Source organism: Streptomyces sp. NPDC055632, assembly GCF_053618675.1.
Map to the genome: position 1 here is coordinate 263454 of NZ_JBSHHY010000006.1, position 23123 is coordinate 286576.

At 73.0% G+C, this 23123-nt stretch carries 25 protein-coding genes; 12 read left to right on the forward strand and 13 right to left on the reverse strand.

Going from position 1 to position 23123, the window contains the following annotated elements; all coding sequences use genetic code 11:
* Positions 1–28 precede the first annotated feature (28 nt).
* Positions 29–700, reverse strand: a complete 672-nt coding sequence (locus ACWGSR_RS11885; RefSeq protein ID WP_376244548.1) for a hypothetical protein — start codon at positions 698–700, stop codon at positions 29–31.
* 92 nt (positions 701–792) lie between these two features.
* Between ACWGSR_RS11885 and ACWGSR_RS11890 the strand changes: the two genes are divergently transcribed.
* From ACWGSR_RS11890 to amaP, 5 genes are read left to right on the forward strand one after another with little or no spacing between them, the layout of a single operon-like run.
* Entirely contained in the window at positions 793–1278 is a 486-nt protein-coding gene (locus ACWGSR_RS11890; protein WP_376244553.1) for an Asp23/Gls24 family envelope stress response protein, read from the forward strand.
* Between the two features lie 53 nt (positions 1279–1331).
* Entirely contained in the window at positions 1332–1523 is a 192-nt protein-coding gene (locus tag ACWGSR_RS11895) for a hypothetical protein (protein WP_365550133.1), read from the forward strand.
* A gap of 6 nt (positions 1524–1529) precedes the next feature.
* Positions 1530–1910: an Asp23/Gls24 family envelope stress response protein gene (locus ACWGSR_RS11900; RefSeq protein WP_453565721.1), complete on the forward strand. Its 381-nt coding sequence runs from the start codon at positions 1530–1532 to the stop codon at positions 1908–1910.
* Positions 1907–2524 carry a DUF6286 domain-containing protein gene (locus ACWGSR_RS11905; RefSeq protein ID WP_376244560.1) on the forward strand — a complete coding sequence of 206 codons (618 nt, stop codon included), beginning with the start codon at positions 1907–1909 and terminating at the stop codon, positions 2522–2524. Before ACWGSR_RS11900 ends, ACWGSR_RS11905 begins: the two co-directional genes overlap by 4 nt.
* Positions 2525–2578: 54 nt before the next feature.
* Positions 2579–3166 (forward strand): alkaline shock response membrane anchor protein AmaP, encoded by a 588-nt coding sequence (amaP, locus tag ACWGSR_RS11910; RefSeq protein WP_376244563.1) that lies wholly within the window; start codon positions 2579–2581, stop codon positions 3164–3166.
* A 61-nt stretch (positions 3167–3227) separates the two neighbouring features.
* Here the strand turns inward: amaP and ACWGSR_RS11915 are convergent, their stop codons facing one another.
* From ACWGSR_RS11915 to ACWGSR_RS11935, 5 genes are all read right to left on the reverse strand, one after another.
* Complete coding sequence (locus tag ACWGSR_RS11915; protein ID WP_376246219.1) at positions 3228–3983, reverse strand: SDR family oxidoreductase; 756 nt, start codon at positions 3981–3983, stop codon at positions 3228–3230.
* A gap of 4 nt (positions 3984–3987) precedes the next feature.
* Positions 3988–5778 carry a glycoside hydrolase family 15 protein gene (locus ACWGSR_RS11920; RefSeq protein WP_376246217.1) on the reverse strand — a complete coding sequence of 597 codons (1791 nt, stop codon included), beginning with the start codon at positions 5776–5778 and terminating at the stop codon, positions 3988–3990.
* Between the two features lie 33 nt (positions 5779–5811).
* Positions 5812–6621, reverse strand: a complete 810-nt coding sequence (locus ACWGSR_RS11925) for an SURF1 family cytochrome oxidase biogenesis protein (RefSeq protein WP_453565726.1) — start codon at positions 6619–6621, stop codon at positions 5812–5814.
* A gap of 94 nt (positions 6622–6715) precedes the next feature.
* Complete coding sequence (locus tag ACWGSR_RS11930) at positions 6716–6949, reverse strand: hypothetical protein (protein ID WP_078489738.1); 234 nt, start codon at positions 6947–6949, stop codon at positions 6716–6718.
* A gap of 64 nt (positions 6950–7013) precedes the next feature.
* Entirely contained in the window at positions 7014–7991 is a 978-nt protein-coding gene (locus ACWGSR_RS11935) for a DEDDh family exonuclease (protein ID WP_453565729.1), read from the reverse strand.
* A gap of 117 nt (positions 7992–8108) precedes the next feature.
* Here ACWGSR_RS11935 and ACWGSR_RS11940 point away from each other — a divergent pair, with 117 nt between their 5' ends.
* Positions 8109–8849 carry a VIT1/CCC1 transporter family protein gene (locus ACWGSR_RS11940; RefSeq protein ID WP_453565732.1) on the forward strand — a complete coding sequence of 247 codons (741 nt, stop codon included), beginning with the start codon at positions 8109–8111 and terminating at the stop codon, positions 8847–8849.
* 245 nt (positions 8850–9094) lie between these two features.
* Here the strand turns inward: ACWGSR_RS11940 and ACWGSR_RS11945 are convergent, their stop codons facing one another.
* On the reverse strand, positions 9095–10414 hold the full coding sequence (locus tag ACWGSR_RS11945; RefSeq protein ID WP_453565735.1) for a CoA transferase: 1320 nt from the start codon (positions 10412–10414) through the stop codon (positions 9095–9097).
* A 90-nt stretch (positions 10415–10504) separates the two neighbouring features.
* Positions 10505–12040 carry a S8 family peptidase gene (locus ACWGSR_RS11950; protein ID WP_376246202.1) on the reverse strand — a complete coding sequence of 512 codons (1536 nt, stop codon included), beginning with the start codon at positions 12038–12040 and terminating at the stop codon, positions 10505–10507.
* A gap of 273 nt (positions 12041–12313) precedes the next feature.
* Between ACWGSR_RS11950 and ACWGSR_RS11955 the strand changes: the two genes are divergently transcribed.
* From ACWGSR_RS11955 to moaA, 3 genes are all read left to right on the forward strand, one after another.
* Complete coding sequence (locus tag ACWGSR_RS11955) at positions 12314–12688, forward strand: DUF485 domain-containing protein (protein WP_376246199.1); 375 nt, start codon at positions 12314–12316, stop codon at positions 12686–12688.
* Positions 12685–14310, forward strand: a complete 1626-nt coding sequence (locus ACWGSR_RS11960; RefSeq protein WP_376246196.1) for a solute symporter family protein — start codon at positions 12685–12687, stop codon at positions 14308–14310. The genes ACWGSR_RS11955 and ACWGSR_RS11960 overlap by 4 nt, the downstream gene beginning before the upstream one ends.
* Before the next feature lie 164 nt (positions 14311–14474).
* Positions 14475–15464 (forward strand): GTP 3',8-cyclase MoaA, encoded by a 990-nt coding sequence (moaA, locus tag ACWGSR_RS11965; protein WP_376246193.1) that lies wholly within the window; start codon positions 14475–14477, stop codon positions 15462–15464.
* 36 nt (positions 15465–15500) lie between these two features.
* Here the strand turns inward: moaA and ACWGSR_RS11970 are convergent, their stop codons facing one another.
* Together ACWGSR_RS11970 and ACWGSR_RS11975 are read right to left on the reverse strand one after the other, a co-directional pair.
* Entirely contained in the window at positions 15501–15743 is a 243-nt protein-coding gene (locus ACWGSR_RS11970; RefSeq protein ID WP_376246190.1) for a hypothetical protein, read from the reverse strand.
* 182 nt (positions 15744–15925) lie between these two features.
* Positions 15926–16282: a DUF3099 domain-containing protein gene (locus ACWGSR_RS11975; protein ID WP_376246187.1), complete on the reverse strand. Its 357-nt coding sequence runs from the start codon at positions 16280–16282 to the stop codon at positions 15926–15928.
* A gap of 169 nt (positions 16283–16451) precedes the next feature.
* Between ACWGSR_RS11975 and ACWGSR_RS11980 the strand changes: the two genes are divergently transcribed.
* Positions 16452–16727 carry a GlsB/YeaQ/YmgE family stress response membrane protein gene (locus ACWGSR_RS11980; RefSeq protein WP_376246184.1) on the forward strand — a complete coding sequence of 92 codons (276 nt, stop codon included), beginning with the start codon at positions 16452–16454 and terminating at the stop codon, positions 16725–16727.
* 83 nt (positions 16728–16810) lie between these two features.
* Here the strand turns inward: ACWGSR_RS11980 and tyrS are convergent, their stop codons facing one another.
* The 3 genes from tyrS to ACWGSR_RS11995 are packed head-to-tail and all read right to left on the reverse strand — an operon-like array spanning position 16811 to position 21045.
* Complete coding sequence (gene tyrS, locus ACWGSR_RS11985; RefSeq protein ID WP_376328355.1) at positions 16811–18079, reverse strand: tyrosine--tRNA ligase; 1269 nt, start codon at positions 18077–18079, stop codon at positions 16811–16813.
* 54 nt (positions 18080–18133) lie between these two features.
* A complete protein-coding gene (locus ACWGSR_RS11990) occupies positions 18134–19525 on the reverse strand; it encodes a metallopeptidase TldD-related protein (RefSeq protein ID WP_453565742.1) in 1392 nt (463 codons plus the stop codon).
* Entirely contained in the window at positions 19522–21045 is a 1524-nt protein-coding gene (locus ACWGSR_RS11995; protein ID WP_453565745.1) for a TldD/PmbA family protein, read from the reverse strand. The genes ACWGSR_RS11990 and ACWGSR_RS11995 overlap by 4 nt, the downstream gene beginning before the upstream one ends.
* A 407-nt stretch (positions 21046–21452) precedes the next feature.
* Here ACWGSR_RS11995 and fabG point away from each other — a divergent pair, with 407 nt between their 5' ends.
* Together fabG and fabI are read left to right on the forward strand one after the other, a co-directional pair.
* On the forward strand, positions 21453–22172 hold the full coding sequence (gene fabG, locus ACWGSR_RS12000) for a 3-oxoacyl-[acyl-carrier-protein] reductase (RefSeq protein WP_366376873.1): 720 nt from the start codon (positions 21453–21455) through the stop codon (positions 22170–22172).
* A 5-nt stretch (positions 22173–22177) separates the two neighbouring features.
* A complete protein-coding gene (gene fabI / locus ACWGSR_RS12005; RefSeq protein WP_376238044.1) occupies positions 22178–22954 on the forward strand; it encodes an enoyl-ACP reductase FabI in 777 nt (258 codons plus the stop codon).
* The last annotated feature ends 169 nt before the right edge of the window (positions 22955–23123 follow it).

A 23123-nucleotide genomic window follows, 5' to 3' on the forward strand; every position in this document is an offset into this window, starting at 1 on the left:
GACGGCCCTCCGGCACCGGAGGGCCGCCTCAGCGCAGCTCCGACACCAGTACCGTGACCGCGGTCGCCCCGCCGGCGGCCGCGGTCGCGGCGCTCCGGGCGGCGCGGGCCACGTCCAGCGGACGGCGGCCGGCCGTCACGGCCAGCTCGACCCGCAGCGCGTCCCCGCTCCGGCGCACGGGCGGCCCCAGCGCGTCCGTCACCCCCGCCACCCCCTCGACCCGCAGCACCGCCAGGGCCACCGGATCGTCCGTCGCCGGGGACGGCCGCCCCGGCGGGGGAGCGGCCGGCTCCTCCTCCGGCGCCGCGTCGAGCAGCTCCGTCACCCGCAGGTCCGCGGTGGTCACCGCGAGCCCGAGCCCGTCCGCCGCCCCGAGCAGGGCCGTCCGCAGTTCCTCGGTCAGCTCCGGCAGCGGTCGGCCCGTCACCGCGCGGAAGTCCGCGGTGATCCGCAGCGGTCCCGGTGGCAGGCCGCCCGGCGGCACCGGCAGCGGCTCCGGGCCCTGCTCCCCTTCGGGGTCCAGCCCGACCCGGAGCCTGCCCGGCACCACTCCCCGCACCGCCGTGGCGGTCCGGTCGAGGGCCTGCCGTACCGCCCGTTCCGTGATCCAGGCGCCGTCCTCCGCCGCTCCCAGCGGCAGCAGCCTGCCCGGTGCGAGGCGGTCGCGGACCGCCGCCGTCCAACCCTCGGTCGTCGTCATTCCCCCAGACTGCCGCATTGGCGGAGCAGTTTGCAGGAAACGCCCTTAATCTGAGCGGAGAACCCCGAAATAACCCAGAAGGGGCGAAACAGATGACGGACACCACTCACTCCGGCGGCTCCCCGACCGACGAGTCGCGTCGCTCTCCCTTGGCCAAGCGGAGCGGATCCGCCGCCACCCGGGGCAAGACGACCATCGCCGACGGCGTCGTGGAGAAGATCGCCGGCCTTGCCACGCGTGACGTCGACGGCGTCCACGACATGGGCAGCGGCCTCTCCCGCACCTTCGGCGCCGTACGCGACCGGGTCCCCGGGGGCAGCAGCAAGTCGAACGTCACCCGAGGGGTGAAGGCCGAGGTCGGCGAGGTGCAGACCGCGCTCGACCTGGAGATCGTCATCGAGTACGGCTATCCCATCTCCGAGGTCACGGGTGACGTCAGGGAGAACGTCATCTCCGCCGTGGAGCGGATGACCGGTCTCGAGGTCGTCGAGGTCAACATCGCGGTCAGCGACGTCAAGCTGCCCGACGAGGAGGACGACGACGACGGCGGCGACGACGACCAGCGCCGTCTCCAGTAGACGCCGGAACTCCGGCGCCCGGAGCCGGTGACAAGGCCAGGAAAGGGACTCGTATGAGCATGGCGGTGGTCGGCCTGCTGGCCGGCATGGCTCTCGGCTTCGCCGGATACTTCGGCGGCTTCGGAGCGTTTCTGTTGATCGCGGCCCTCGGGGTGGTCGGCTTCGTGGCCGGTCGTTTCCTCGAAGGAGATCTCGAACCCCGCGATCTGTTCCGGGGACGCGAACGCGGCGACCGGCGGCGGTGACGCGGAGTGGCGACCGAGCTGGCAGCGGCCCCTGCGGAGGACACGGCACGGGACCCGGTGCGCGACCGGGGAGCGACCGACATCGCCGACCGGGTCGTCGCGAAGATCGCCGCCCAGGCGGCCAGGGAGGCGCTGGACGGCGTCCCGAAGGGCGGATCGAAGCCCCACGCCTCGGTCGACGTCCACAGGGACGTCGCCCGGGTCTCGGTGAGCCTCGAACTCGACTACCCCTCCGACGTCCGCCGCCAGTGCGGCGCCGTCCGGAGCCGGGTCCGCGGCCGGGTGGAACACCTCGTGGGCCTGGAGGTCCACGAGGTGTCCGTCCACGTGGAGCGCCTCCACTCCGCGCTCACCCGCGACGACACACCGAGGGGCCGCCTCTCATGACCACCACCCCGGAACAGGCTCCTCCCTCCGCCCCGGAGGACGAGCCCGGCCCCGCGCCCGCTCCCGCGGCCCGTGCCCCCCGCTTCTGGTCGGTGCGGCGCGTCCCCGCGGCCCTGGTCGCGGCCGTCGTCCTCGGCGGCGCCGGGCTGCTCCTCTACGACGTGGCGGCCGTACGGGCCGACCAGTCGGCCATGGCCTGGCGCAAGGAGGTCGCCGACGGTCTCGCGACCCGGCCCCTCGACTCCACGTGGGTCCTCGCCGGCGCGTCCCTCGCGGCCCTCCTCGGCCTCTGGCTCCTGCTCCTCGCCCTCACCCCCGGACTGCGCTCCGTCCTCCCCATGCGCCGGGACCACCCCGACGTACGGGCCGGACTCGACCGCAAGGCCGCGGCCCTCATCCTGCGGGACCGCGCCATGGAGGTCTCCGGCGTGCAGTCCGCGAAGGTGCGCGTCCGCCGCTCCAAGGCCGCCGTCCGGGCGGTCTCGCACTTCCGGGACCTCGACGAGGTCCGTACCGACCTGGAGGAGGCGCTCGCCGCCGGCATCCGCGACCTCGGTCTCGCCCGCCCGCCCGCGCAGAAGGTGCGGGTGGCCCGGCCGCCCGAGAAGGGATGAGCCGATGACGCCCAAGCCCCGGGGGCCCGGTCCCCGTCACGAAAGGACCGTCCGGTGACCGTCGTCCTCCGGCGCGTCAACCGCGTCCTGCTCGGCCTCGCCGGGCTGATCCTCGTCCTCCTCGGCGGCTCCGTCCTCGCCGCCGCGACCGGCCTCGACGTACCGTCCTGGTGGCCCTGGTCGGGCCCCTCCGACGTCCTGCTCACCACCGCCGACCGGCAGCGCTGGCGGGACGAGGGCTGGTGGTGGCCGGTGGTCATCGCCGTCCTCGGGGTGATCGTCCTCCTCGCCCTCTGGTGGCTGATCGCCCAGTTCCGCCGGGCCAGGCTCGCCGAGGTCGTCGTCGACACCGGCGACGGCGAGGAGGCGGTCCTGCGCGGGCGCGCCCTGGAGGACGTCCTGGAGGCGGACGCCGCCGCACAGGACGGCGTGGCCCAGGCCCGGGTCTCCCTCACCGGCCGCCGCGCCGCCCCCCGCGCCCGGGTGAGGTTCCAGCTGGAGCCGCACGCCTCCCCGGCCGACGCCCTCACCGGCCTCAACGACCGGGCCCTCGCCCACGCCCGCACCGCGACGGGCCTGTCGTCCCTGCCCGCCGAGGCGCGGCTGCGCGCGGTCAAGCACAGCGCCCGCCGGGTCACCTGAGGACGGCGCGCGAAAGCGCCCACCGGGTCGCTCCCGGTGGGCGCTTTCGCGCGACGGCGGCTCAGAAGCCGCCGCGGGCCCCGCCGTCCACCGGCAGCATCAGACCGGTCAGGTACGAGGCGGCCGGCGACAGCAGGAAGGCCGCCGTCCGCCCGAACTCCTCCGGCGTGCCGTACCGGCGCAGCGGGATCGTCGCCTCGTTCGCCGCGCGGGCCGCGTCCGCGTCCCCGGAGAGCGCGTCCAGGGAGCGCACCCGGTCCGTGTCGATCCGGCTCGGCAGGAGCCCGATCACCCGCACCCCGCGCGGCCCCAGGTCGTTGGCCAGGGACTTGGCGAAGCCGGCCAGCCCCGGGCGCAGCCCGTTGGAGAGGGTCAGGCCGGCGATCGGCTCGTGGACCGAGCCGGACAGGACGAAGCCGATCACCCCGCCCTCGCCCAGCGTCTCGGCCGCCGCGCGGGCCAGCCGCACCGCCCCCAGGAAGACGGTGTCGAAGGCGGCGGCCCACTGCTCGTCGGTGTTGTCCGCCGCGAAGCCCGGCGCCGGGCCGCCGACGCTGATCAGGATGCCGTCGAAGCCGCCGAACCGGGCCCGCGCCTCCGCGATCAGCCGGGCCGGGGTCCCCGGGTCGGTGTTGTCGGCCGCGATCCCGGCCGCGCCCGGCCCCAGCGCCTCCACGGCCTCGGCGACCGTCTTCTCCTCGCGCCCGGTCACCAGCACCTTGGCGCCCTCCGCGAGCAGCGCCTCCGCCGAGGCCCGGCCGAGCCCCCGCGTCGCGCCGGTCACCACGTACACACGGTCCTTCAGTCCAAGATCCATGGCCCTATCCTGCCGGGTCGGGATCCTCCGCTGCCAGCGCGAACGCCGTGCCCACCAGGCCGATGTGGCTGAAGGCCTGCGGGAAGTTGCCGAGCTGGCGGCCGGTCGCCGGGTCGTACTCCTCCGCGAGCAGCCCCACGTCGTTGCCGAGCGCGACGAGCCGCTCGAAGAGCACCCGCGCCTCCTGAGGCCGCCCGGTCGTCCGCAGGGCGTCCGCCAGCCAGAACGAGCAGACCAGGAAGGTCCCCTCCTGCCCCGGCAGGCCGTCCACCGCCGTCGACTCGGCGCTGTAGCGGCGCACGTAGCCGTCGTGCATCAGCTCCGCCATGACCGCGTCCACCGTGCCCACCACCCGGGGGTCGTCCGGCGGCAGGAAGCCCACCTGCGGGATGAGCAGGGTGGCGGCGTCCAGCTCCCGCGAGCCGTACGACTGGGTGAAGGTGTTCCGCACGGGGTCGTACGCCTTGTCGCACACCTGTGCGTGGATGTCGTCCCGCATGGCCCGCCACCGGGCCGCGTCCCCCGGCAGCGACGGGTCGGCCTCCAGGGTGCGCACGGCCCGGTCGGCGGCCACCCAGGCCATCACCTTCGAGTGGGTGAAGTGGCGGCGCGGCCCGCGCACCTCCCACAGCCCCTCGTCGGGCTCCCGCCAGACCGCCTCCAGGAAGCCCAGCAGGCTCAGCTGGAGGTTCCAGGCGTGCCGCTCCGCCGGGATCCCGGCCTCCCGCGCCCGGTTGAGCGAGTCCATGACCTCGCCGTACACGTCGAGCTGGAACTGGTCCACGGCCGCGTTCCCGGTCCGCACCGGCGCCGAGTCGGCGTACCCCCGCAGCCACGGCAGCGTCGTCTCGGGCAGCCGCCGCTCCCCGGCCGGGCCGTACATGATCTGGAGGTCGGCCGGGTCGCCCGCGACCGAGCGCAGCAGCCAGTCCCGCCAGGCGGCGGCCTCCTCCACGTACCCGGCGGCGAGCAGCGCGCCGAGGGTCAGGGAGGAGTCGCGCAGCCAGCAGGAGCGGTAGTCCCAGTTCCGCACGCCGCCGACCTCCTCCGGCAGGGAGGTGGTCGGGGCGGCGACGATCCCGCCGGTGGGGGCGTAGGTGAGCGCCTTCAGGGTGATCAGGGAGCGCAGCACCGCCTCCCGGTGGGGCCCCCGGTAGGTGCAGCGGGCCGCCCACTCCCGCCAGTCCGCGAGCGACTGCTCCAGGGCCTCGAAGGGGTCGATCAGGTCCGGGCGCGGCTCGTGCGAGGGGTGCCAGGTCAGCACGAAGGCCACCTTCTCGCCGGCGGCGACGGTGAAGGAGGAGCAGGTGGAGAACTGCTGGCCCCAGGTCTTCACCTGCGGTTCGCTGCGCAGCCAGACCGCGTCGGGCCCGGCGACCGCCACCCGGTGCCCGTCCGCCCTGCGCATCCAGGGCACGATCGAGCCGTAGTCGAAGCGCAGCCGCAGGACGGCGTCCATCTCGACGCTGCCGCTGATCCCCTCGACGATCCGCATCACGTCGGGGCAGACGTCCCGCTGCGGCATGAAGTCGATGACCTTGACGGTGCCGGTACGGGTCTCCCAGTAGGTCTCCAGGACGAGGGAGTCCTCGGCGTAGCGGCGGGAGGTGCAGGTCGTGGCGCCCTTGGGGGCGATCCGCCAGTGCCCGTTCTCCTCGTCGCCCAGGACGGCGGCGAAGCAGGCGGCCGAGTCGAACCGGGGCAGACACAGCCAGTCGACCGACCCGTCGCGGCCGACGAGCGCGGCGGTCTGGAGATCGCCGATGAGGGCGTAGTCGTCGATGTGTTGCGTCACGCTCGGGCTTTTCCCGGAAGCGGCGGCGGTCAATCAGCGCGACGGTGTGGCCGGGGTCTCCGCGGTGTCCGGTTCCGGCGTCCCGGCGGCCCCGGGCGCGGCGGCGGCCTCCCGGTCGCGCTTCTCGCGGCGCACCAGGATCACCCAGCCGACGGGCACGCCGGCCGCGAAGAGCCACCACTGCACGGCGTACGCCATGTGGGCGCCGATCGAGTCGTGGTCGGGCTCGGGGATCCGCTCGGGGGAGTCGGCGGCGGGCCCGGTCTGCTCGACGTAGCCGCCGAGGACCTCGCGGCCGATGAGCTCGGCCTGCTGCCGGCTGTCGATCAGCATGACCTGGCGGTCGGGCAGGCCCTTGAGGTCCTTGATGCCGCTGGCGTCGGTCGTCTCGTCCGCCTTGAGGCGGCCGGTGATCGTGACCTCGCCCTTCGGGACGGGCGGCACCTGGGGGTAGGAGTGCTGGTCGGCGGCGGCCGGCACCCAGCCCCGGTTGACGATCAGGACCTTCCCGTCCCGCAGGACCAGCGGGGTCAGGACGTGCACGCCGATCCGGTCGTCGGAGGAGGTGCGGCGGCGGACGACCACCTCGTGGGCGGTGTCGAAGGTGCCGGTGGCGGTGACCGGGCGCCAGTAGTCGCTGCGCGGGACGGTGTGGCCGGGGGAGGTGAGCTCCTCGACCGGTACCGGCGCCGCGCTGATGCTGTCCTCGATCAGGGCGTTCTGGGCGACCCGGCGTTCGTGCCGGTGGAACTGCCAGAAGCCCAGCTCGATCATCGTCGGGACGAGGACGAGGGCGATCAGGGTGAGGATCACCCACTGCCGGGACAACAGGAAGCGGTACACCCCATGACCGTACAGCGGGGGTCACGGGGTGCACGCAGGGGGGTTCGGCGGGTTCGGGGACCGCCGTCCGGAATCGTTTCTTCAGGTCGTGTGCTCACACCTTGTCGACGATGCCCACCTTCCCCTCCGCGCGGGCGCAGTGGCCGCCGCAGTACCAGCTGCCCTCCACCTCGACGCCCTGGCCGATGATCTGGACCCGGCAGTGCTCGCAGATGGGCGCCATGCGGTGGATGGCGCAGGCGAAGCAGTCGAAGACGTGCACCGCGCCCTGCGCGTGCACCTCGAAGGACATGCCGTAATCGTTTCCGCAGACCTCACAACGTGCCATGCGCCACAGGGTGGGGCTCCCCGCGGGCGCGCGCCGACCGGCGCGCCCGGAGGGCCCGGGGACGTCACCCGTCTGCCGGGGCCACGTCCCGCAGGAGCTGGGTGTAGGCGGCCTCGTCGACGACGGGCGTGCCGAAGGACCGGGCCTTGAGGGTCTTGGAGGTGGCGGAGTCCGGGTCGTTGGTGACCAGCAGGCTCGTCAGCCGCGAGACGCTGCCGGCGACGTGGAGACCGGCCTCGACGGTCCGGTCCTCCAGGAGCTCGCGGTCGACGGAGGTGTCCCCGGAGAACGCCACCCGCATCCCCTGCTTGAGCGGCTTGTCGGTCTCGTACCGGCCGGGATTGGGGTACGGGCAGGCCGGCCGCTTCCGCGAGGGGCGCCAGCTGTTCGCCCGGTAAGCGGGGTACGGCGAGGAGGCCGCGGGCGCGGCCGGGGAGGCGGCCCACTCGGTCAGCGGCCGGCACTCCAGGAGCGGCAGCCGCACGCCCTGCTCGGCCGCCGCGTGCAGGCTGGGCCGGAACGCCTCGGCGAGCACCCGCGCGTCGTCCAGCGCGTTGTGCGCCTGCCGCTGCTCGACGCCGAAGTGCGCGGCGAGCGACTCCAGCTTGTGGTTGGGCAGCGGCAGCGACAGCTGCTTGGCGAGCGCGATCGTGCACAGGCGCTGCCGCACGGGCGCGGCGGACTCGGCGCGCGCGTACTCCCGGGCGATCATCTGCCAGTCGAAGATCGCGTTGTGCGCGACGAGCACCCGCCCGTCGAGCCGGGCCGCGAACTCGGCCGCGATCTCCGGGAAGAGCGGCGCGCCCTCCAGGGCGTCGCTGGTCAGCCCGTGGATCCACACCGGTCCGGGGTCGCGCTCGGGGTTGACGAGCGTGTACCAGTGGTCCTCGACGTTCCCCTGGGCGTCCAGCCGGTAGACGGCGGCGGACACGATCCGGTCGTCGCGGGCGAGGCCGGTGGTCTCCACGTCGACGACCGCGTACCCCTGCGGGTAGGCGGTCGGCCACGCTGCTGCGGTCGTGCGGTCGTCGAGCATGGTCATTGAGGATACGGGCCGCGGCCGACAATCCCCTCCTCGGTGCTCCGGACGGACCGGTCCCGCCCGGCCCCGGGCGGGTCGTTCCGGAGGCGGCGCCCCGCCGGGTGCGACCCTCCTCACGTGACCGAACCCCCCGCGCCTCCCGCGTCCTCCGCGCCCGCCGCGCACGACGAGGCCCACGGCGGCGGCCTCGGCTCCCGCCTCAACTGGCTCCGGGCCGCGGTCCTCGGCGCCAACGACGGCGTGGTCTCCACGGCGGGCCTCGTCGTCGGCGTCGCCGGGGCCACCGGGTCCAGGTCCGCGCTGCTCACGGCCGGCCTCTCCGGGCTCCTCGCCGGCTCGATGTCGATGGCGGCGGGGGAGTACGTCTCGGTCTCCACCCAGCGCGACTCGGAGAAGGCCGCGCTCGCCGAGGAGAAGCGCGAACTGCGCGAGCGGCCGGCGGCCGAGCTCGACGAACTCACCGCCCTCCTGGCCGCCCGCGGCCTCTCCCCGGACGTCGCCCGGGAGGCCGCCGAACAGCTCACCGCCCGCGACGCCCTGCGCGCCCACGCGCGCGTGGAGCTGGGCATCGACCCGGACGCCCTCACCAACCCCTGGCACGCGGCCGGCGCCAGCTTCCTCGCCTTCACCGCCGGGGCCCTGCTCCCGCTCCTCGCGATCGTCCTGCCGCCGCCCCCGGCCCGCCTCTGGGTCACCGTCCTCTCGGTCCTCGCGGCCCTCGCCCTCACCGGCTGGTCCAGCGCCCGCCTCGGCGCCGCCCCGCCGGCCCGCGCGGTCCTCCGCAACGTGGCGGGCGGGGCCCTGGCGATGGCGGTGACGTACGGGGCGGGGTCGTTGCTGGGGGCGGCGGGGGTCTAGGGCGTGTCCGGCGGATCAGGGTCGGGTAGGCCGCGGCGTCTGGTGCGGTGCATCGCAAGGCGCCGGAGCGGCTCGACAGCGGAGCTGTCGGGGCGTTTCGGCAACACGGCGAGGTGCCGTGCCGGGCGCCGCGGCCCCGGCCATGATCCGCCGGACACGCCCTAGGCCCCGCCTGGTGGATCAGGGGCGAGCGGGCCTCCGTACGGGCCCCGGGGCCCGTACGGCGGATCATGGCCGGGCAGGCCCTACAGGTCCTGGAGCCACACCGCCCCGTCCGCCCCCGGCAGGCCCGGCGGCCGTGACCAGCCCGTCGGGCCGCCCTCGTACGCGACCGGCGACAGGGCGTGCCGCAGGCGTCCGAGCGGGCCGTCCGACTCGGTGAGGTACCGCTCGGACCGGTACGCGGGCAGGGCGTGCGTCAGCCAGTGGCCCGTCTGCGCGAGGGCGACGCGGACAAGCCGGGTGCCGCCGTCCCGGTCCTGCTCGGTCAGCGACCGCAGGACCGCCGCCGCGAGCAGATAGCCGGTGCCGTGGTCCAGGGCCTGCGCGGGCAGCGCGCCCGGCTCCTCCGCCGAGCCCTCCACGACGGCGATCCCGGTCGCCGCCTGCACCAGCGAGTCGAAGCCGCGCCGCCCGCCCCACGGCCCGTAGTCGCCCCAGGCCGAGATCCGGGCCGTGACGAGCCCCGGCCGGTGCAGGTCGAAGCGGTCGAGCGCGCCCGGCCGGTAGCCGGTCACCAGCACGTCCGCCGCGTCGAGGAGTTCGTCGAAGGCGCGCCGGTCCGAGGGCCGGTCCAGGTCGAGGGCGGCCGTCCGCTTCCCGACGTTCGTGTCCGCGTGCTGGTCGGGCAGCTCCGGGTTGCCCGGCGGGTCGATCCGCAGCACGTCCGCGCCGAGCAGCGCGAGGGTCCGGGTCGCCACCGGGCCCGCGAGCACCCGGGTCAGGTCCAGGACCCGCAGGGGCCCCGAACGCCGCCGGGGCGGGGCCTCGTCGAGCCGCTCCAGGTTCAGCGGCGGCCGCGCCGTCACCTCCCGGCCCTGCGGGTGCGCCGCCCACTCCCCGGGCGTCCGCAGGGCGACGGCCAGGCCTCCGGCCCCGTACACCGCCGTCTCGACCTCGGCGGCCGTCCGCTCTCCGATCGCCGCCGCCACGGCCTCCGCCGCCGCGTCCTCCGGCCATTCGGAGGGCACGCCGAGGGCGGCGAGCAGCGCCGCCCGGTGGTGCGGGTAGTTGGCGTGGGTGCGGACCCGCCCGTCCGCCGCCCGCCAGAAGCGGGAGAGCGGCGCGAAGTTCACCGGCGCCCGCCCGTCGACCCGCAGGTGCCGCTCGCTGGTGAAGGCGGTGGCCACGGCCCCGTCGTCCACCCGCACCGGCCCCGGGAGCCCCGCCCGCTCCACCGCCGCGAGCCCCGCCACCGCGACCGTCGCCCGCGCCAGGTCCATCACCGGCAGCCGGGCCGGCAGCAGCCCCGAGGGCCCCGTGAACACCGCCCGGCCGATCAGGGCGGGATCACCGCCGAGGGCCGACCACAACAGCTCCGTACCCGTGCGCACCGTGTTGTCCATGGAGTCCATGATCCGCGCCGGGGCGCCCGGCCCCACGCGAGGGGGCCCCGGCGCGGCGTACCGCACCGGGGCCCCGACCTCCACCGGTGGTTACCAGCGGACCGCGTCGAGCGCGTCGATGATCCCGGCCCCGTAGAAGCCGTTCTTGTTCTTCCCGCCCTCGCAGACGGCGTCGACCTTGCCGTCGGCGTCGATGTCGTACGGGTTGGTGCAGGCGTGCCTGTCGGCCTGCGCGTACAGCAGGGCCTTGAGCGCCGCCGGGCTCGCGGTCGGGTGCTTCGACTTGATGAGCGCCAGGACGCCCGCCGCGTGCGGCGAGGCCATCGACGTGCCGCCCTTGTAGTTGTAGCCGCCGTTGACCGTGGTCGACAGGATCAGGCCGTTCACCGCCGGGGCGTCCGGCGTCTGGTACGCGGTGCGGTCGCCGCCGGGCGCCGCGATGTCGATCACGCCGAGGCCGTAGTTGGAGTACGACGCCTTCAGGCCCTTGGCGCCGGTCGCGGAGACCGTGACGACACCCGGGAGCATCGCCGGGTAGTCCAGGCACACCTTCGGGTCGATGGTCCGGCCGCCCGGCGTGGAGTCGTTCGGGCTGCTGTCGTCGACGATCGAGTCGGCCGCCAGGTCGAACTTGGAGTTGCCGGCCGCCGCCACGTTGACCGTGCCCTTGCGCTCCGCGTAGCGGGTGGCGCGGGTGACGGCCTCGATCAGGGCCTTCTGGTCCGCGTCGTTCTTGCACGCGAACATCCACGGGTCGGTGTAGTAGCTGTTGTTCGTGATGTCGACGCCGTGCTCGGCCGCCCACACGAAGCCGCAGACCACGGCCTCCGTGTAGAAGAAGCCGTCCGGGGTGGACACCTTGATGCCGGAGACCTTCACGCCCGGGGCGACACCGGTGATGCCGATGCCGTTCTTGGCGGCGGCGATCGTACCGGCGACGTGCGTGCCGTGGTCGCTCTCGCCCGGGTTCGGACGCCACGAACCGGGGGTCGTGTCCGGCTTGCCGGAGACGCAGTTCGCGGAGGCCTTGGCGTCGAAGTTCGGCGCCAGGTCCGGGTGGGTGTCGTCCACGCCCGTGTCGATGACGCCGACGGTCACGCGCTTGCTGCCGAGCGTCCGCTGGTGCGCCTTGTCGGCCTTGATCGCCGGGAGGTCCCACTGCAGGGGCTCCAGGGCGTCCTGCTCGTCCGTGGCGCGGGCCGCGGCGGCCTTGGCCTCGGCCTCGGACAGCGCCTGCGTGCCGCCGCCGACGGACTTGTCGCCCTGCACGGAGAGCGGGGCGGTCCGGGTCGCGCCGGCCGACACCACGCCGCGCGCCTTGCGGATCTTCTTCGCGAAGTCCGGGTTCTGCGAGTGGACGACTATCACGCCTATCTGGTCGTACGCGACGACGACCGTACCGCCGGCGGCGGATATCGCCTTCTTCACCGACTTGGCGGTCGAGTGGCCCCCGTCGACGTTCACGACGTACGACAGCTGCGGCCCGTCCGACGCCACGGCGGCGACCGGGGCGTCACTCAGCTCCGCGGCCGAGGCGCCGGAGGGAAGGAAGCCGAGCGAGGCCGTGAGCGCGAGGCCGACCGGCAGGGCGAGAGCTCGGCCGCGCCTCGATCCCAGATGAGCCATGGGTTCTCCACATCATCCGTATGTACTGCTCGCGCGCGGGTTTGCGCGCGGGCAGGTGCATGACGAGTGAAGCTATCGCTGATCTTCCTGTCCCATCAATGAGTTGAGAAGACTTCATGAAGATCTGCCCGAGAAATTCCTCGGGGTGAACCGCGTCGCTTCCTCCTCCGTGCCGTTGTGCAGGGGAGGGCTCCACCCGGAGCCCCGGCTCCCGCACCCCCGGTGAGGCCCCCTTTGACCCAGCCGTCCGCCCCCGCGTCACGAGGAGATTCCGTGGCTACCGAAGCACCGCCGCCAGCCCGAGACGACACGGAGACCGATCGGGGTCCCGCGTCACCCACCACGGAGCAGTTCGTCGAGGTGCAGCAGGGCGAGGAGTTCGGCGAACTGCGCCGCACCTACCGCTCGTTCGCCTTCCCGCTCACCCTCGCCTTCATCGCCTGGTACCTGCTGTACGTGCTGCTCTCCAACTACGCGGGCGGCTTCATGGGGACCAAGGTCTTCGGCAACATCAACGTGGCGCTGGTCCTGGGCCTCGGCCAGTTCCTCACCACCTTCCTCATCGCCTGGCTCTACTCGCGGCACGCGGCGAACCGGCTCGACCCGAAGGCCGAGGCCATCAAGTCCCGTATGGAGGGCGACGCATGAGCACCCCCGTCCTGCTCGCGGCGGGCAACGCCACCAGCGAGCACCGGCCCCTGATCATCGCCCTGTTCGGCGCCTTTGTGATCGCCACCCTCGTCATCACCGTGTGGGCCGGCCGGCAGACCCGCAGCGCCGCCGACTTCTACGCCGGCGGGCGCCAGTTCACCGGCTTCCAGAACGGCCTGGCGATCTCCGGCGACTACATGTCCGCCGCGTCCTTCCTCGGCATCGCCGGCGCCATCGCCCTCTTCGGCTACGACGGCTTCCTCTACTCGATCGGCTTCCTCGTCGCCTGGCTCGTCGCCCTGCTCCTGGTCGCCGAACCGCTGCGCAACTCCGGCCGCTTCACCATGGGCGACGTCCTCGCCTACCGGATGCGCCAGCGCCCGGTCCGCACCGCCGCCGGCACCTCCACCATCGTCGTCTCGATCTTCTACCTGCTCGCGCAGATGGCCGGCGCGGGCGTCCTCGTCTCGCTGCTCCTCGGCATCACCAGCGACGGCGGCAAGGTCGCGATCGTCGCCCTCGTCGGGATACTGATGATCGTGTACGTGACCATCGGCGGCATGAAGGGCACCACCTGGGTGCAGATGGTCAAGGCCGTCCTGCTCATCGCGGGCACCCTCCTGATCACCTTCCTCATCCTGTGGAAGTTCGACTTCAACCTGTCCGAGCTGCTCGGCGCGGCCGCCACCAACAGCGGCAAGGGCCAGGCCTTCCTGGAGCCCGGCCTCAAGTACGGCGCCACCGCCACCTCGAAGCTGGACTTCCTCTCGCTCGGCATCGCGCTCGTCCTCGGCACGGCCGGCCTGCCCCACATCCTGATCCGCTTCTACACGGTCCCGACCGCCAAGGCCGCCCGGAAGTCGGTCAACTGGGCCATCGGCATCATCGGCGCCTTCTACCTGATGACGATCGTCCTCGGCTTCGGCGCCGCCGCCCTGCTCAAGAACAGCGACATCATCGCCTCCAACAAGGCGGGCAACACCGCCGCCCCGCTCGCGGCCCTGGAGATCGGCGGCGGAGCCGGGTCCACCGGCGGCGCGATCCTCCTCGCCGTCATCTCCGCCGTCGCCTTCGCGACCATCCTCGCCGTCGTCGCCGGCCTGACCCTGGCCTCCTCGTCGTCCTTCGCGCACGACATCTACGCCAACGTCATCCGGCGCGGAAAGGCCACCGAGAAGGAGGAGGTGCGGGCCGCCCGCTGGGCGACCGTCCTCATCGGGATCGTCTCCATCGCGCTCGGCGCCCTCGCCCGCGACCTCAACGTCGCCGGCCTGGTCGCGCTCGCCTTCGCGGTCGCCGCTTCCGCCAACCTGCCGACGATCCTGTACTCGCTCTTCTGGAAGCGGTTCACCACGCAGGGCGCCCTGTGGTCGATCTACGGCGGCCTGGTCTCCGCCGTCGTCCTGGTGCTGTTCTCGCCGGTCGTCTCCGGCAAGCCCACCTCGATGTTCAAGAACGTCGACTTCTACTGGTTCCCGCTGGAGAACCCCGGACTCGTCTCCATCCCGCTCGGCTTCCTGCTCGGCTGGCTCGGCTCGGTCCTCTCCAAGGAGGAGGCGGACAAGGGCAAGTACGCGGAACTGGAGGTCAAGTCCCTCACCGGTGTCGGAGCGCACTGAACCGCATACGTTCCGCCACGCACGGACGGCCGCGTCGTAGGGTTCTACGACGCGGCCGCGCCGGTCCTCGTGACAATCTGCCCTGCTCGATGTCGCACCGCTCACGTAGGCTCGGAACAAGGCGATCGAAACGAACCGATCCACAGACGGGGAGGGGGCCCACCGTGCTCATCGACACCTTCGGCCGGGTCGCCACCGACCTGCGCGTCTCGCTCACGGACCGGTGCAACCTGCGCTGCACCTACTGCATGCCGGAAGAGGGCCTCCAGTGGCTCGCCAAGCCGGACCTCCTCACGGACGACGAGATCGTCCGGCTCATCCGCATCGCCGTCACCGACCTCGGCGTCACCGAGGTCCGCTTCACTGGCGGCGAGCCCCTGCTCCGTCCCGGCCTCGTCGGGATCGTCGAGCGCTGCGCGGCCCTGGAGCCCCGCCCCCGGATGTCCCTCACCACCAACGGCATCGGACTCAAGCGCACCGCGACCGCGCTGAAGGCCGCGGGCCTCGACCGGGTCAACGTCTCCCTCGACACCCTGCGCCCCGACGTCTTCAAGACCCTCACCCGCCGCGACCGGCACCGGGACGTCCTCGACGGCATGGCCGCCGCCCGCGACGCCGGCCTGGTCCCGGTCAAGGTCAACGCCGTCCTGATGCCCGGACTCAACGACGACGAGGCCCCCGACCTGCTCGCCTGGGCGATCGAGGAGGGGTACGAGCTCCGCTTCATCGAGCAGATGCCGCTCGACGCCCAGCACGGCTGGAAGCGCGACGGCATGATCACCGCGGGGGACATCCTGGAGTCCCTGCGCACCCGCTTCACCCTCACTCCCGAAGGCGCCGACGAGCGCGGCTCCGCCCCCGCCGAGCGCTGGGTCGTCGACGGCGGACCGCACACGGTCGGCGTCATCGCCTCCGTCACCCGCCCGTTCTGCCGGGCCTGCGACCGCACCCGGCTCACCGCCGACGGACAGGTCCGCACCTGCCTCTTCGCCACCGAGGAGACCGACCTGCGGGCCGCGCTCCGCTCGGACGCGGGGGACGCCGAGGTCGCGGAGCTCTGGAAGAAGGCGATGTGGGGCAAGAAGGCCGGCTCCGGCCTCGACGACCCGAGCTTCCTCCAGCCCGACCGCCCGATGTCGGCGATCGGCGGCTGAGCCCCGGGGCCTCCGGCCGTGATCCGCCGGACGGCCCTAGGAGGCGTCCCCGGGCGCCTCGGACTCCCAGTCGGCCAGCGGCACGACGTCCTTGAGGAAACCCCGTACGCCCAGGAACTGGGAGAGGTGCTCGCGGTGCTCCTCGCACGCGAGCCAGGTCTTGCGCCGCTCCGGCGTGTGCAGCTTGGGGTTGTTCCACGCGAGGACCCAGACGGCGTCGGCGCGGCACCCCTTCGCGGAACAGATCGGCTTCTCTTCGCTCACCGGACCAATGATCATCCGGTCATTGTCCAGCAAGGGCGATGCCGAGCAGCCACGGGGGGAGCTGCCCGGCACCGGTCCGTCGCTCCGACGGGGGATGCGGAGCGCGTAGGCAGTATGTCACGGCACATGGGCTGCGGTGCACTGGAACTTCATGATTGATCTGAGCTTTTCTTGAGGTTTCCGGCCACTCTCGGTGATCAGTTCCGGCCGTGCGGGCGGTCCGCCTCCGGGTCCGTCCCGGCCTCGTCCGCCGTCTCTCCCGCACCGAGCGCGGGCCGCGCCGGAGTCGGCACGAACGTGGAGGGAAGGGACGGGGCCGACTCGCGTCCCGCGTTGGCGATCACCACGGCGACGTACGGCAGCAGGATGCCCAGGGCGAGCGCCACGATCGCCACGTGCCGCTCGACGTTCCACAGCACCGCGGCGGCGATCACGGAGAGTGTCCGGACCGTCATCGAGATGACGTACCTCCGCTGCCGCCCCCGGACGTCGTCGGCGAGCCCCTGTCGGGCCCCCGTGATCCGGAAGACCTCGGTTCCGCCACGCTTCGGCATCGCCGCTCACCACCCGCCGGTCGCGCCGGACGCACCCCGGTCCGGACTTCCTTCCACCGTACGCCCGCCCCCCGGCGCGTACGAGACCGGGGCACGTATGGCTCTGTCCGACATGCGACGCATGTGAGGAAAGCCGAGACTGGGCCCACATGCGTACAAGGAGGCGACGATGAGTTGGTTGTGGGCGATTATCGTGGGACTCGTCCTCGGTCTGATCGCGAAGGCGATCCTGCCGGGCAAGCAGCAGATCCCGCTCTGGCTGACCGTGGTGTTCGGCATGCTCGGCAGCGTCCTCGGCAACGCGGTCGCGACCTGGATCGGCGTCAACGACACCAAGGGCATCGACTGGATCCGCCATCTGCTCCAGCTGATCGGCGCGATCGTCGTCGTCGGCGTGGGCGACATGGTCTGGGCCTCGATCAAGGGCAACAGACAGCGCGCCTGACGGCGGGACGCAGACCGGGAGGCCCGGTACGGCACCTCACGTGCCGTACCGGGCCTCCCGGTCGTGTCGTACGGGCGGACCCGTCAGGCGCCGGCGAACTCGATCGCCGCCAGGTTCTTCTTGCCGCGCCGCAGCACCAGCCAGCGCCCGTGCAGCAGGTCGTCCGCCGACACCTCGGCGTCCTCGGCGGTGACCTTCACGTTGTTCACGTACGCCCCGCCCTCCTTCACCGTGCGCCGCGCCGCCGACTTGCTCGCCACCAGACCGACCTCGGCGAACAGGTCCACGACCTGGCCGAGCTCCGACACGCGCGCGTGCGGCAGCTCGGACAGGGCCGCGGCCAGCGTCGCGCCGTCCAGCTCGGCCAGGTCGCCCTGGCCGAACAGCGCCTTGGAGGCGCCGATGACGGCCGCGCACTGCTCGGCGCCGTGCACCAGCGTGGTCAGCTCCTCCGCCAGCGCCCGCTGGGCCGCCCGGGCCTGCGGCCGCTCGGCGGTCTGCGCCTCGAGCTCCTCCAGCTCCTCGCGGGACCTGAAGGAGAGGATCCGCAGGTAGGTGGAGATGTCCCGGTCGTCCACGTTCAGCCAGAACTGGTAGAACGCGTACGGCGTGGTCATCTCCGGGTCCAGCCAGACGGCCCCGCTCTCGGTCTTGCCGAACTTGGTGCCGTCCGCCTTGACCATCAGCGGGGTCGCGAGCGCGTGGACCTCGGCCCCCGGCTCCAGGCGGTGGATCAGGTCGAGCCCGGCCACCAGGTTGCCCCACTGGTCCGAGCCGCCCTGCTGGAGCGTGCAGCCGTGGCGGCGGTACAGCTCCAGGAAGTCCATGCCCTGGAGGAGCTGGTAGCTGAACTCGGTGTAGCTGATGCCCTGCTCGGACTCCAGGCGCCGGGCCACGGAGTCCTTGGTCAGCATCTTGTTGACCCGGAAGTGCTTGCCGATGTCCCGCAGGAACTCGATCGCCGAGAGGCCGGCGGTCCAGTCCAGGTTGTTCACCATGACCGCCGCGTTCTCCCCCTCGAAGGAGAGGAACGGCTCGATCTGCGAACGCAGCCGGTTCACCCAGTTCGCGACCGTCTCGGGGTCGTTCAGGGTGCGCTCGGCCGTCGGCCGCGGGTCGCCGATCTGCCCGGTGGCCCCGCCGACGAGCGCCAGCGGCCGGTGCCCGGCCCGCTGGAGCCGGCGCACGGTGAGGACCTGGACCAGGTGACCGACGTGGAGACTGGCCGCGGTCGGGTCGAAGCCGCAATAGAACGTGACGGGACCGTCCGCGAGAGCCTTGCGCAGTGCGTCCTCATCGGTGGACTGGGCGAAGAGCCCGCGCCACTTCAGCTCGTCGACGATGTCCGTCACGATCGTCCGTCTCCTTGATTGATCGGGGTGATGCCGTGGCTCAGTCTAGGTGGGTCAGACCCCCTTGCTGACCGAGCTCATGTTGAAGTCCGGCACCCGCAGGGCGGGCATCGCGGCCCGGGTGAACCAGTCGCTCCACTCGCGCGGCAGCGTCTTCTCCGTACGGCCCGCCTCCGAGGCCCGCGACAGCAGGTCCACCGGCGACTCGTTGAACCGGAAGTTGTTCACCTCGCCGACCACCTCGCCGTTCTCGACGAGGTAGACGCCGTCCCGGGTCAGCCCGGTGAGCAGCAGCGTCGCCGGGTCGACCTCGCGGATGTACCAGAGGCAGGTCAGCAGCAGACCGCGCTCGGTGGAGGACACCATCTCCTCCAGGGAACGCTCCCCGCCGCCGTCCAGGATCAGGTTCCCCGCTCCGGGGGCCACGGGCAACCGAGTAAGCCCCGCCGAGTGCCGGGTGGTGACCAGCCGCTCCAGCCTTCCCTCCCGCACCCAGTCGATCGGCCCCACCGGCAGGCCGTTGTCGAAGACGGACGAGTCGTCGCCGGAGGAGTGCGCGATCACGAACGGCGCGGACTCCAGGCCCGGCTCGTTCGGGTCGCTGCGCAGCGTCAGCGGCAGCCGCGAGAGCGTCTCGCCGAGCCGGGTGCCGCCGCCGGGCTTGGAGAAGACCGTACGGCCCTCCACCGCGTCCCGGGCCGCGGCGTTCCACTGCTGGTAGATCAGCAGGTCGGCCACGGCGGTCGGCGGCAGCAGCGTCTCGTACCGCCCGGCGGGCAGCTCGATCCGCCGCTCCGCCCAGCCCAGCCGGACCGCCAGGTCGGCGTCGAGCGCCGCCGGGTCGACGTCCTTGAAGTCCCGCGTCGCGCGCCCGGCCCAGGCGGAGCGCGAACGGTCGGGGGACTTGGCGTTCAGCTCCAGGGTCCCGTTGGGCTGGTCGTGCCGGAGCCGCAGCCCCGTCGACGTGCCCAGGTAGGTGGAGGTCAGCTCGTGGTTGGCGAAACCGTACAGCTCGCGGCCGCCGGCCCGGGCCCGGGCGAAGGCCTCGCCGAGGGCGGGCGCGAAGTCCCCGAAGACGGCGGAGGAGGTCTCCGCCGGGGCGTCCGTGAAGTCGGGGGAGGCGGGCACGCCCTCCACCAGCGGCTGCGCGTCCTCGGCGGGCCCGGCGGACCGGGCGGCGGCCTCGGCGGCCCGCACCAGGGGCTCCAGGTCGTCCACGGTCACGGCGGACCGGGAGACGACGCCGGAGGCGGTGCCCTGGGCGCCGTCGACGGTCGCGATCACCGTGAGCGTGCGGCCCCGGGTCACGCCGTTCGTCGTGAGCGCGTTCCCGGCCCAGCGCAGATTGGCCGAGGACTCCTCGTCCGCGATGACCACGCACCCGTCGGCCCGGGACAGCTCCAGGGCCCGCTCGACGATCTCGTACGGCTTGCTGACGCGGCTCATCGTCCGGCCTCCTGCGTCGTGTTCAGAATGTTGACGCCCCGGAAGAGGGCGGAGGGGCAGCCGTGGGAGACCGCGGCGACCTGGCCCGGCTGGGCCTTGCCGCAGTTGAAGGCGCCGCCGAGGACGTACGTCTGCGGGCCGCCGACCTGCTCCATCGAGCCCCAGAAGTCCGTGGTCGTCGCCTGGTACGCGACGTCCCGCAGCTGCCCGGCGAGCCGCCCGTTCTCGATGCGGAAGAAGCGCTGCCCGGTGAACTGGAAGTTGTACCGCTGCATGTCGATCGACCAGGACCGATCGCCGACCACGTAGACGCCCCGCTCCACGCCCCCGATCAGGTCCTCCGTCGACAGGCCGCCCGGGTCCGGCCGGAGCGAGACGTTCGCCATCCGCTGCACCGGCACGTGCGCGGGGGAGTCCGCGAAGGCACAGCCGTTCGACCGGCCGAGGCCGGTGAGCTTCGCGATCCGCCGGTCCAGCTGGTAGCCGACCAGCGTGCCGTCCTTCACCAGGTCCCAGGACTGCGCCTCGACGCCCTCGTCGTCGTAGCCGACGGTCGCGAGCCCGTGCTCGGCGGTCCGGTCGCCCGTCACGTTCATGACCGAGGAGCCGTACGTCAGCTTGTTCAGCTGGTCGAAGGTGGCGAAGGAGGTGCCCGCGTACGCCGCCTCGTAGCCCAGGGCCCGGTCCAGCTCGGTGGCGTGCCCGATCGACTCGTGGATGGTCAGCCACAGGTTCGACGGGTCCACGACCAGGTCGTACCGCCCCGCCTCGACGCTCGGCGCCCGCATCTTCTCGGCGAGCAGCGCCGGGATCTCGTCCAGCTCCTTGTCCCAGTCCCAGCCCGTGCCGGTCAGGTACTCCCAGCCGCGCCCGACCGGCGGCGCGATCGTCCGCATCGAGTCGAACTCGCCGGTCGTCCCGTCCACGGCCACCGCCGTGAGCTGCGGGTGCAGCCGCACCCGCTGCTGGGTGGTCACGGTGCCGGCCGTGTCCGCGTAGAACTTGTTCTCGTGGACGGTGAGCAGCGAGGCGTCCACGTGCGCCACGCCGTCCGCCCGCAGCAGCCGCGCGCTCCAGTCGGCGAGCAGGGCGCTCTTCTCCTCGGAGGGCACGGAGAAGGGGTCGATCTCGTACGAGGAGATCCACACCTTGTCCTCGTGCACCGGCTCCGCCGCCAGCTCCACGCGCTCCTCGGAGCCGGCCGCCGCGATGACCTTCGCCGACAGCTTGGCCATGGCGACCGCCTGCGAGGCGACCTTGGCCGCCCCGTCCATGGTCAGGTCCACCCCGGAGGCGAACCCCCAGGCCCCGCCGTGCACCACCCGCACCGCGTAGCCGAGGTCCGTGGTGTCCGAGGATCCGGACGGTTTGGCGTCGCGCAGCCGCCACGCGGCGCTGCGCACCCGCTCCAGGCGGAAGTCGGCGTGCTCGGCGCCCAGCGCGCGCGCTCGGGCGAGCGCCGCGTCGGCGAGCGCCCGGAGGGGCAGCGCGACGAACGAAGGGTCGATCTGATGGACCACGAGCGGCCTCGCTCTCGGTGATCGGAAGGCTCGGAAGACGGTCTCGGGAGACGGTCGGGGAACTGCCCCGGAAGTCAATCACGGGAGGGGCGGCCGGGGCTGCGCATTGGCGTGCGCCCTCGGCGGAACCGCCCCAACCGGCCACCGCCCGCCGGGCATTGGGGCAACGGCACAAGACGCGCCGGTCTCCGGCGGTCGCTCCGGACGCCCGCCGGGGCGTGCTTCCCGGCCCCGGACCGCCCCTACCGGGCCCGGTCGCGGGCCGCCGGGCGGCCACCTCCCGGCACCGCCGGGCTGTAGGGACCCGACAGTGCGGCCCGTACGCCACTGTCGGAGGTCGATTCCTCATGTCGGGAGCGATGCAGATAGGTTTTCGGCTACCAGACCGCTATCGAAAGGGTGATCCGTTGAGCCGCTCGGTTCTCGTCACCGGAGGAAACCGGGGCATCGGCCTCGCCATCGCCCGCGCGTTCGCCGAGGCCGGCGACAAGGTCGCGTTCACGTACCGCTCCGGCGAGCCGCCGGCCGAGCTGGCCGAGCTGGGCTGCCTGGCCGTGAAGTGCGACATCACCGACGGCGAGCAGGTGGAGCAGGCGTACAAGGAGATCGAGGAGAAGCACGGTCCGGTGGAGGTCCTCGTGGCCAACGCCGGCGTGACGAAGGACCAGCTCCTCATGCGCATGTCCGAGGAGGACTTCACCTCCGTCGTCGACACCAACCTCACCGGCACCTTCCGGGTCGTCAAGCGGGCCAACCGCGGGATGCTGCGGGCCAAGAAGGGCCGTGTCGTCCTGATCTCGTCGGTCGTCGGCCTGCTCGGCTCCGCGGGCCAGGCCAACTACGCCGCCTCCAAGGCCGGTCTGGTCGGCTTCGCCCGCTCCCTCGCCCGCGAGCTGGGTTCCCGCAACATCACCTTCAACGTCGTCGCGCCCGGCTTCGTCGACACCGACATGACCGCGGTGCTCACCGACGAGCAGCGCGCGGGCATCGTGTCCCAGGTGCCGCTGGGCCGCTACGCGCAGCCCGGGGAGATCGCCGCCGCGGTGCGGTTCCTCGCCTCCGACGACGCCGCGTACATCACTGGAGCCGTCATCCCGGTTGACGGCGGATTGGGCATGGGTCACTGATCACCATGAGTGGAATCCTCGAGGGCAAGCGCATCCTCATCACCGGTGTGCTGATGGAGTCCTCCATCGCCTTCCACGCCGCGAAGCTGGCCCAGGAGCAGGGCGCGGAGATCATCCTCACCGCCTGGCCCCGGCCGACGCTGACCGAGCGCATCGCCAAGAAGCTCCCCCGGCCCGAGGGCGTCAAGGTCCTGGAGCTCGACGTCTCCAACGACGAGCACCTCGCGCGCCTGGAGGGCCAGGTCCGCGAGCACCTCGGCGACCGCCTCGACGGCGTCGTGCACTCGATCGGCTTCGCCCCGCAGGACGCGCTCGGCGGCAACTTCCTCAACACGCCGTTCGAGTCCGTCGCCACCGCCATGCACGTCTCGGCCTTCTCCCTGAAGTCCCTGACGATGGCGCTGCTGCCGCTGATGAGCGAGGGCGGCTCCGTCGTCGGCCTCACCTTCGACGCGAAGTTCGCCTGGCCGCAGTACGACTGGATGGGCCCGGCCAAGGCCGCCCTGGAGGCCACCAGCCGCTACATCGCCCGTGACCTGGGCAAGCAGAACATCCGCTGCAACCTGGTCTCGGCGGGCCCGCTCGGCTCGATGGCCGCCAAGTCCATCCCGGGCTTCGGCGAGCTGGCCTCCGTCTGGGACAGCCGCTCCCCGCTGGAGTGGGACCTCACCGACCCGGAGCCGGCCGGCCGCGGCATCGTCGCGCTGCTCTCCGACTGGTTCCCGAAGACGACGGGCGAGATCGTCCACGTCGACGGCGGCCTGCACGCGATCGGCGCCTGACGCCTTCTGCGCGACTCCAGGGCCGTGCGCCCGCCCCCGGGGGGGGGGGCGCGCGGCGGGCCCGGGGGGGGGGGGGGGGGGGGGGGGGGGGCGGGGCCCCGGGGCGGGGGGGGGGGGGGGGGGGGCCCGGGGGGGGGGGGGGGGCCTGCCGGAGGGGGTGGTCGTGCCG

Excerpts from the sequence above, each read along its gene's own strand:
- ACWGSR_RS11990 (WP_453565742.1), bottom strand. The coding sequence starts at position 19,525 with ATGAGCCGCGTCAGCAAGCCGTACGAGATCGTCGAGCGGGCCCTGGAG.
- ACWGSR_RS11950 (WP_376246202.1), bottom strand. The coding sequence starts at position 12,040 with ATGGCTCATCTGGGATCGAGGCGCGGCCGAGCTCTCGCCCTGCCGGTC.
- ACWGSR_RS11930 (WP_078489738.1), bottom strand. The coding sequence starts at position 6,949 with ATGGCACGTTGTGAGGTCTGCGGAAACGATTACGGCATGTCCTTCGAG.
- ACWGSR_RS11945 (WP_453565735.1), bottom strand. The coding sequence starts at position 10,414 with ATGGACAACACGGTGCGCACGGGTACGGAGCTGTTGTGGTCGGCCCTC.
- ACWGSR_RS11905 (WP_376244560.1), top strand. The coding sequence starts at position 1,907 with ATGACCACCACCCCGGAACAGGCTCCTCCCTCCGCCCCGGAGGACGAG.
- ACWGSR_RS11935 (WP_453565729.1), bottom strand. The coding sequence starts at position 7,991 with ATGACCATGCTCGACGACCGCACGACCGCAGCAGCGTGGCCGACCGCC.
- ACWGSR_RS11890 (WP_376244553.1), top strand. The coding sequence starts at position 793 with ATGACGGACACCACTCACTCCGGCGGCTCCCCGACCGACGAGTCGCGT.
- ACWGSR_RS11975 (WP_376246187.1), bottom strand. The coding sequence starts at position 16,282 with ATGCCGAAGCGTGGCGGAACCGAGGTCTTCCGGATCACGGGGGCCCGA.
- ACWGSR_RS11885 (WP_376244548.1), bottom strand. The coding sequence starts at position 700 with ATGACGACGACCGAGGGTTGGACGGCGGCGGTCCGCGACCGCCTCGCA.
- ACWGSR_RS11895 (WP_365550133.1), top strand. The coding sequence starts at position 1,332 with ATGAGCATGGCGGTGGTCGGCCTGCTGGCCGGCATGGCTCTCGGCTTC.
- ACWGSR_RS11960 (WP_376246196.1), top strand. The coding sequence starts at position 12,685 with ATGAGCACCCCCGTCCTGCTCGCGGCGGGCAACGCCACCAGCGAGCAC.
- ACWGSR_RS11970 (WP_376246190.1), bottom strand. The coding sequence starts at position 15,743 with ATGATCATTGGTCCGGTGAGCGAAGAGAAGCCGATCTGTTCCGCGAAG.
- ACWGSR_RS11915 (WP_376246219.1), bottom strand. The coding sequence starts at position 3,983 with ATGGATCTTGGACTGAAGGACCGTGTGTACGTGGTGACCGGCGCGACG.
- ACWGSR_RS11980 (WP_376246184.1), top strand. The coding sequence starts at position 16,452 with ATGAGTTGGTTGTGGGCGATTATCGTGGGACTCGTCCTCGGTCTGATC.
- fabI (WP_376238044.1), top strand. The coding sequence starts at position 22,178 with ATGAGTGGAATCCTCGAGGGCAAGCGCATCCTCATCACCGGTGTGCTG.